The 7,267-nt window shown below is 42.5% G+C and carries 7 protein-coding genes, 2 tRNA genes and 1 pseudogene; 4 read left to right on the top strand and 6 right to left on the bottom strand.

Translation table 11 applies throughout. The annotated features are described in order from the left end of the window. A partial coding sequence (locus VZ94_RS17400) for an ATP-binding protein (protein ID WP_239650037.1) occupies positions 1-276 on the top strand: 276 nt, incomplete at its 5' end. Beyond that, positions 273-917 carry a response regulator gene (locus tag VZ94_RS17395; RefSeq protein WP_045780191.1) on the top strand — a complete coding sequence of 215 codons (645 nt, stop codon included), beginning with the start codon at positions 273-275 and terminating at the stop codon, positions 915-917. The genes VZ94_RS17400 and VZ94_RS17395, both read left to right, overlap by 4 nt. A 14-nt stretch (positions 918-931) precedes the next feature. On the opposite strand, the gene VZ94_RS17390 is transcribed toward VZ94_RS17395, so the two are convergent. The 6 genes and pseudogenes from VZ94_RS17390 to lon all read right to left on the bottom strand — a co-directional run bounded on the left by VZ94_RS17390 (position 932) and on the right by lon (position 5,925). Beyond that, positions 932-2,251, bottom strand: a complete 1,320-nt coding sequence (locus VZ94_RS17390; protein WP_239650036.1) for a peptidylprolyl isomerase — start codon at positions 2,249-2,251, stop codon at positions 932-934. 16 nt (positions 2,252-2,267) lie between these two features. Continuing rightward, complete coding sequence (locus VZ94_RS29520) at positions 2,268-2,816, bottom strand: SurA N-terminal domain-containing protein (protein WP_239650035.1); 549 nt, start codon at positions 2,814-2,816, stop codon at positions 2,268-2,270. 77 nt (positions 2,817-2,893) lie between these two features. Beyond that, positions 2,894-2,970, bottom strand: a tRNA-Asp gene (locus VZ94_RS17385). Positions 2,971-2,977: 7 nt separating this feature from the next. Further along, positions 2,978-3,053 (bottom strand) — tRNA-Val (locus VZ94_RS17380). A gap of 12 nt (positions 3,054-3,065) precedes the next feature. Next, positions 3,066-3,339, bottom strand: a pseudogene (gene hbs, locus VZ94_RS17375) (non-specific DNA-binding protein Hbs). Between the two features lie 174 nt (positions 3,340-3,513). Beyond that, the gene (gene lon / locus VZ94_RS17370; protein WP_045780189.1) at positions 3,514-5,925 is read right to left on the bottom strand and encodes an endopeptidase La; all 2,412 of its coding nucleotides are present in this window, start codon (positions 5,923-5,925) and stop codon (positions 3,514-3,516) included. A gap of 353 nt (positions 5,926-6,278) precedes the next feature. On the opposite strand from lon, the gene VZ94_RS17365 reads away from it, so the two are divergent. Both VZ94_RS17365 and VZ94_RS17360 read left to right on the top strand, forming a co-directional pair. Continuing rightward, positions 6,279-6,758, top strand: coding sequence for a TetR family transcriptional regulator C-terminal domain-containing protein (locus VZ94_RS17365; RefSeq protein ID WP_338040489.1), 480 nt, complete (start codon positions 6,279-6,281; stop codon positions 6,756-6,758). Positions 6,759-6,814: 56 nt separating this feature from the next. Then, positions 6,815-7,090, top strand: coding sequence for a DUF4242 domain-containing protein (locus VZ94_RS17360; protein WP_045780188.1), 276 nt, complete (start codon positions 6,815-6,817; stop codon positions 7,088-7,090). Positions 7,091-7,267: the final 177 nt, after the last annotated feature.

The raw sequence follows: 7,267 nt of genomic DNA, 5'->3' as shown, positions 1-7,267 counted from the left end.
ATCGTGCAAGAATCCCTAACCAATGTGTTAAAACATGCGTATGCGCAACGCGTTGATGTTTACTTAAGCTTAAATAACAGCACGATTGTTGTCAGCATTAGTGATAATGGCATAGGTATCAAAGCCGAACAACTGGAAAAACACAATGCTTTTGGCATCCTCGGTATGCGCGAACGCGCCTTATTATTACATGGCATACTAGAGATTGACTGCGCTCCACCGGGAGCGACGATTAGACTCACACTGCCACATTCAGATTATGAGGTTAACCCATGATACGCTTACTCATTGTTGACGATCATGAACTTATGCGGGAAGGACTAAAACAGCTCTTTGAAGGTGAAACGGATATAGAGGTATGCGCGGAAGCCGCAAGTGGCGAAGAAACCCTAGCACAAGCAAAAAAATATCAACCCGATTTAATTTTGCTTGATTTAAGCATTCCAGGGCTGCATGGTTGTGATTTGATAAGAGCGCTTCAGGCTCAAGCTAGCAGCCCCCCTATTCTTATCTTAAGTATGCATAATGAAGCACAAATTGCCAAAACGCACTTACAAGCCGGTGCATTAGGCTATATCACTAAAGATAGTTCGCCAAAAGAATTATTGGCTGCGATACGCAAAGTCGCCGCAGGAGGACGCTATTTAAGCGCTGAACTTGCTGAAAAAATTGCCTTTGGCGAAAACAAACCCTTACCCCCTAAGCCTCATCAACTCCTCTCAGCTAGAGAACTATTGATTCTTAAACTGTTAGCAACAGGTCATAAGGTTCACGAAATCGGTCATCAACTGAATATTAGCAGTAAAACCGTTAGCACTCATAAGGCAAGATTAATGCAAAAGCTTAACTTAGACAGTGAAGTTAAACTGTTTCAATACGCGCTTGAGCATGGCTTAACCCATCACTCAAGCGACTGAGTATTGCTGATACGTTATTCCTGCTCTTGCTCAGGCTTGACAGCAGGCTGATGAACAGTAATATCGGCGGACTTTTCTAAGCTAGTTAATAACGCAGCGAACTCATCTTGACCATACAGATTCGCGATATTTTCTTTAGCAATATCTGTTTGTTTCTTATCAGTCTCACTCATTTCCCCCTCTGTCACTTTAACAATGCGCACAACCGCTTGCTGGCCATCGGGTAACACAGCGGTAGTGACAGTGGCTTTATCGCCTACAGGCTTCGCAGCTTTAAAAATGGCTTCGCGTAATGGCATCGCTATGTCAGCCGTGCGGCGTAATACGTCTTGCGCAGTTTTCACAGTAAACTTAAATTCAGCTGCCAACGCATCAAATTTTTCACCTTGATTTAAACGCTGTTTAATCGTCTTTACCTGCGCTTCTAACTGCGTTTTGGCTTTTTCACGCATTAAAATGGCGCTAATATCGTTTTTCACCGATGCCAAATCCTTAGGCGCGGCTTGTTTATGCTCTAACAAGCGAATAACCGCTAAACCATCGCTACCTAGCTCTATAGGCGAGCTATTGTTACCTTGCAAAACCTCTTCTGAAAACGCTGCTTCGCGTATTTTTTGATTTTCAGCAATGCCCTCACCCTTATCTTTAGTGAAAAGAGCTGACTTTTTAACAGGAAGCGCTAAGCCATCGGCAACAGGCGATAAGCTATCGGGATTTTGATAACTTAACTCAGCAAGTTTTTCGCCTACTTCGTAAAACGAATTTTCGGCTTGGGCTTTTTGATACGCTTTAGCAACTTCATCCTTAATCGAATCAAAGGGTTTAGTCGTTGCAGGCGTCAATTCTGTCACTTTAATTAAATGATAACCATAAGAGGTCTTAACAGGGTCTGAGATTTGACCTAAAGCCAATTTTTCAACAGCTGCTTCAAACGGTTTTTCCATCACACCTTGCGTGAATAAACCTAAATCACCACCATTTTTAGCAGTCAATTTATCATCGGAGAGTTGTTTAGCCACCTCAGCAAAATCCATTGTTTTCAGTTGTTGTTGCGCTTGCTGTGCTTTTTGCAATGCACTTTGCTCAGTGGCTTTATCGTTAACGGCAAACAAGATATGGCTGATTTTACGCCGCTCTGGATTGGTATATTGCTGCTTTTGCTCTTCGTAATAAGCTTTTAACTTTTCGTCATTGACTTCGACTTTAGCGGCTATATCCGCTAACTTCAACTCGATATAGTCTACAGACACTTGCTCTGGTGACTGGAATTGGTCTTGATGTTGCTGATAATACGCTGAAATCTCGTCATCTTTAGGTAATTCAGGCGTAGGCATTGGCAAAATCGCGTATTCAATACTCCGTTTTTGATTTTGAATACGATAAAAAATTTTCTACATCATAATTCGTCGCAAATGCACTACCACTAATGCTTTGCTGGAACTGCTCCATCAGCAATACATTACGAATTCTATTGGTAAATTCAACGCTAGAAAGTCTTTGCTGGGCTAATATTGATTTATAGACCGCTTCGTCGAATTTTCCATCTGTTTGAAAATAAGGCAAGGACTTAATGAATTCGCGCAAACTTGCATCACTAGCCTCTAAACCCTGATTTTGTACATATTGTAACAACACTTCATCTTTGATTAGCTTTTGCAACGCTTGCTGCTTTAACAACGCCTCATCAATGCCAAGACCTCGGAAATTTTGACTGAATTGATCATAGGCCTTATTAACATCACGTTGATAAAAATCTTTGCTTCCTACCGAAGCAACAGGGGATTCCTGACCTTTATCCATGTAGTTATTAATGCCCCATAAAGCAAATGGTACACAAATAACAATTAAGATGATCCACGCGAACGCGCCTTGTGATTTTTCTCTGATGGTTGTTAGCATAGCAGTGCTCTAAGTAAAAGACAGTACAAAAAAAAAAAGCCCCGAACCGAGTGGTTCGGGGCTTTTTACTATGTTTTTGGCGAAGTGGACGGGGCTCGAACCCGCGACCACCGGCGTGACAGGCCGGTATTCTGACCAACTGAACTACCACTCCAAAAGTCTGGTGGGTGCTGAGGGGTTCGAACCCCCGACCCTCGCCTTGTAAGGGCGATGCTCTCCCAGCTGAGCTAAGCACCCGACTGATGAATATTAGTTTACAGCATCTTTTAAAGATTTACCAGCTTTAAATGTAGGAATTTTTTGCTGCTTTAATAGTAATCTCTTCCCCAGTCTGTGGATTACGGCCTTTGCGCTCAGCTCTTTCTTTAACTGAATAAGTGCCAAAGCCGACTAATGCTACCGTATCACCTTTGCTTAACGCATTGGTTACAGCACCTAAGAACGCATCTAAAGCACGTCCAGCATCTGCTTTGGTTAATTGTGTGGATTCAGCAATAGCGTCGATAAGATCCGATTTATTCATTATTCCCCCTCAGGTTCTATTTTTTTGTTATACAAGACGTGTTTGTTCACTCTTAAAGCTTCTCAGCACTCTGGGTGACGCGGGTATTTATACAATCGGGCATTCTCAGTGTCAAGCATTAATACCCGCTACACCCCTTGAAAATTGTGGCTTAGACTATTTTAAGCGTAAACCTTAATGCGCAGTAAGCGAAGTAATCGCTTTAGCCACATCGGCATCAGTTTTGCTTTGCTCATCGACTAAATGTTTATCTATCGGTGTTGGCAAATATTGCAACGCAACTTCTAACACTTCATCAATCCAATGCACAGGTTTAATGCACAAGTTTTGTTTAATGTTATCAGGTATTTCCACTAAATCTTTTTCGTTTTCAGTCGGTATTAACACGGTATCAATACCACCTCTGTGTGCGGCTAATAGTTTCTCTTTTAGCCCACCGATAGGCAGCACTTCGCCACGTAACGTAATTTCTCCTGTCATCGCAACATTGGCGCGCACAGGAATTTTGGTAAGCGCCGAAATAATCGCAGTACACATGCCTATACCCGCACTTGGACCGTCTTTAGGTGTCGCACCTTCGGGTACATGGATATGAATATCGTTTTTCTGAAACAATTCATGATCAATACCCAAAATATCAGCACGGCTACGCGCAACCGTCATTGCTGCCTCTATCGATTCTTTCATCACATCGCCAAGTTTTCCCGTAGCTGAATGCTTACCTTTACCGGGTATGACTGCCGTTTCAATCGTCAGTAATTCACCACCGACTTCAGTCCAAGCTAGCCCCGTCACGCAACCGATTTGGTCTTGTTGCTCAGCAATACCATATTTAAAGCGTTTAACCCCTAAATAATCGGTTAAATTTTCCTCAGTAACCTGCACGGTTTTGGTTTCAGGTGCGAGTAGCATGGCTTTAACCACTTTACGGCAAATCTTAGAAATATCACGCTCAAGGCTTCTAACCCCAGCTTCACGCGAGTAATACCGAATCATATCTCTAACCGCAGCTTCGCTAATTTCTATTTCATGGGGTTTTAAGCCATTATTTTTGATTTGTTTAGGGATTAAATAGCGTAGTGCGATGTTAATCTTTTCATCTTCGGTATAACCCGATAAACGAATGACTTCCATTCTATCCAACAACGCAGGAGGAATATTCATCGTATTCGCCGTTGCAACAAACATGACATCTGACAAGTCAAAATCGACTTCTAAATAATGGTCAGAAAATTTATGGTTTTGCTCTGGATCTAACACTTCTAATAAAGCCGATGCGGGATCACCACGAAAATCCGCCGCCATTTTATCGATTTCATCTAGTAAAAACATAGGATTGCGTGTTTTTACCTTGGCCAGGTTTTGTAAAATTTTACCTGGCATAGAACCAATATAAGTCCGTCGGTGACCACGAATTTCCGCTTCATCACGCACGCCACCTAAGGCCATGCGCACATACTTACGATTAGTGGCACGCGCAATCGATTCACCTAATGACGTTTTACCTACGCCTGGCGGGCCGACTAAGCATAAAATAGGCCCTTTAATTTGTTTAACGCGTTGGTGTACGGCCAGATACTCCAATATGCGTTCTTTAACTTTATCTAATCCGTAATGCTCTTCTTCTAACACTTGCTCAGCAATTTTTAAATTATTCCTGACTAGCGTTTTTTTCTTCCACGGAACATTCACCATCCAGTCGAGATAATTTCTAACCACCGTCGCTTCTGCCGACATCGGTGACATCAGTTTTAATTTATTTAACTCCGTATCTGCTTTAGCTTTCGCCTCTTTCGACATACCGGCTTCAGCAATTTTCCGCTCTAGCTCTTCAATCTCATTAGGCACATCATCCATGTCGCCTAACTCTTTTTGAATCGCTTTCATTTGCTCATTTAAATAATATTCGCGTTGATTTTTTTCCATTTGTTGCTTAACGCGAACACGAATCTTTTTCTCCATTTCGAGAATATCGACCTCGCCTTCCATCAGCGTCATCAAATTTTCTAAACGGCTCTCAATATTCGCGTTTTCAAGTATCTTTTGTTTATCAGCGACTTTTAAACTCATGTGCGCCGCCATGGTATCGGCTAGCCGGCTTAAATCGTCTATACCGGCTAACGAAGTTAACACCTCTGGCGGAATCTTATTATTCAACTTAACGTATTGCTCAAAAGAACTAATCGCTGTACGTTGTAAGACGTCTTGCTCTTGCTCAGCTAGCGTCAGGATTTCTTGTATAGGCGTTACTTCTGCCGAATAAAAGCTACCCGTTTCTTGATAACGCGTTACTGCAGTGCGTAAACTACCTTCAACGAGCACTTTAACGGTACCATCCGGGAGCTTCAGCAACTGCAGAATATTGGCTAACGTGCCTACTTCATATAATTCATCAAATTCCGGCTCATCAACCTCGGCTTCTTTTTGCGCAACCAGTAAGATTTGTTTGTTATTTCTCATAGCTGCGTCCAGCGCATCGATGGATCGCTCTCGCCCTACAAATAACGGAATCACCATGTGCGGATAAACAACCACGTCTCTTAGCGGCAGCACCGGTATTAAGGCATCGTGCTCTAATTCTTTCATATGCGTATCCTTATTATGCGTTTCATATGTTCTAAAGGCTTGATTATGAGGGCAGCATTTTAAATAGCAAGGCGAGTAATGAAATTTTTGTCATTTTGGCGTAAAAAAATTATGGCTACCCACGTAAGGCAGAACAGGGTGTAGCCAAAATTATTTTTCCGCCCCGCTAGCACGCAGAGATGAAACGCCATAAATTATAATGGTATTGTCAATTCCTTAGCTCACCACCCGTTTATGGCCGAATCTCAACAAAAACAACATAATCGTGAAAACTTATTAGCCCAAGGCGTTAGTCTTTTAACCAAACAAGGCTACCATGCACTGGCTTAAAAGAGCTATTAGATGCCGTACAAATCCCAAAAGGCTCGTTTTATAACTATTTCGGTAGTAAAGAAAATTATGCAGCCGAAGTAATACAGTTTTATATCGCGCCTTTTATTACCCAACTCAAAACACATCTCGCCAATCCGGAATTAAATGCCCTCGCAGCGATTAAGCAGTATTTTGCCGAGTTAATTATTGAGCTAGAGCACGCAGAATACCAAGGGGGGTGTTTATTAGGCAATCTAATGGGTGAATTAGGCGATACCAGTGATATTGTCAGACTGGCGCTACAAACAGCCGTCAATGATTACCGCGATGTGCTGCGTGATGGATTGTTAAAAGCTCAAGCCCAAGGCTTAATCAGAACCGATAAATCGGCTGAAGATATGGCGGATTTATTGGTTAACGCTTGGCAAGGCGTGTTACTCCGAATGAAAATCGACAAATCGTCGCGTCCGCTAAAACAATGTTATGAGCAATTATTAGATGATTATTTTTTACCTAAATGATATGATTTTCAAGACTGAGACGACCGGTCATTTATTATTCAACACGAGGATACAACATGCCAAAATACATCATCGAACGCGACATTCCAGGCGCAGGCGACTTAACCGCTAACGACTTACAAGGTATTTCACAAAAATCCTGTGGCATTCTGCAAAACATGGGACCTAGCATCCAATGGTTAGAAAGCTACGTCACTGCTGACAAAGTGTATTGTGTTTATATCGCGCCTAACGAAGAAGCGATTAAAGCTCATGCCCAATCCGGTGGTTTTCCAGCTAACCGAATCTCTGAAGTTAAAACCATGATAGACCCAACAACCGCAGAAGCTTAATACAAGTGGCTAGGGCTACACACTTATGACGGGACAGGGCGTTTAGAACGACAGAAAACTGCTCCTGCGTTTTCTGCATTCGCCACATCCTTGTGGCTCCAGGTGTCGGCAGCAAGGATGCTGCCGCCAAGCCTACAGGGATGTATTTACGGCGCCCTGCGTTCTGAATGACTTGTC

It is taken from the genome of Methylocucumis oryzae (assembly GCF_000963695.1).
Classification (GTDB): Bacteria; Pseudomonadota; Gammaproteobacteria; order Methylococcales; family Methylomonadaceae; genus Methylovulum; species Methylovulum oryzae.
The sequence above is the reverse complement of the archived record's forward strand: the minus strand, read 5'-3'. Positions and strand labels throughout refer to the sequence as shown.

What these genes read in the sequence shown, in the direction of transcription:
- VZ94_RS29520 (WP_239650035.1), bottom strand. Translation starts at nt 2,816, where the DNA reads ATGCTAACAACCATCAGAGAAAAATCACAAGGCGCGTTCGCGTGGATC.
- VZ94_RS17360 (WP_045780188.1), top strand. Translation starts at nt 6,815, where the DNA reads ATGCCAAAATACATCATCGAACGCGACATTCCAGGCGCAGGCGACTTA.
- VZ94_RS17395 (WP_045780191.1), top strand. Translation starts at nt 273, where the DNA reads ATGATACGCTTACTCATTGTTGACGATCATGAACTTATGCGGGAAGGA.
- lon (WP_045780189.1), bottom strand. Translation starts at nt 5,925, where the DNA reads ATGAAAGAATTAGAGCACGATGCCTTAATACCGGTGCTGCCGCTAAGA.
- VZ94_RS17390 (WP_239650036.1), bottom strand. Translation starts at nt 2,251, where the DNA reads ATGCCTACGCCTGAATTACCTAAAGATGACGAGATTTCAGCGTATTAT.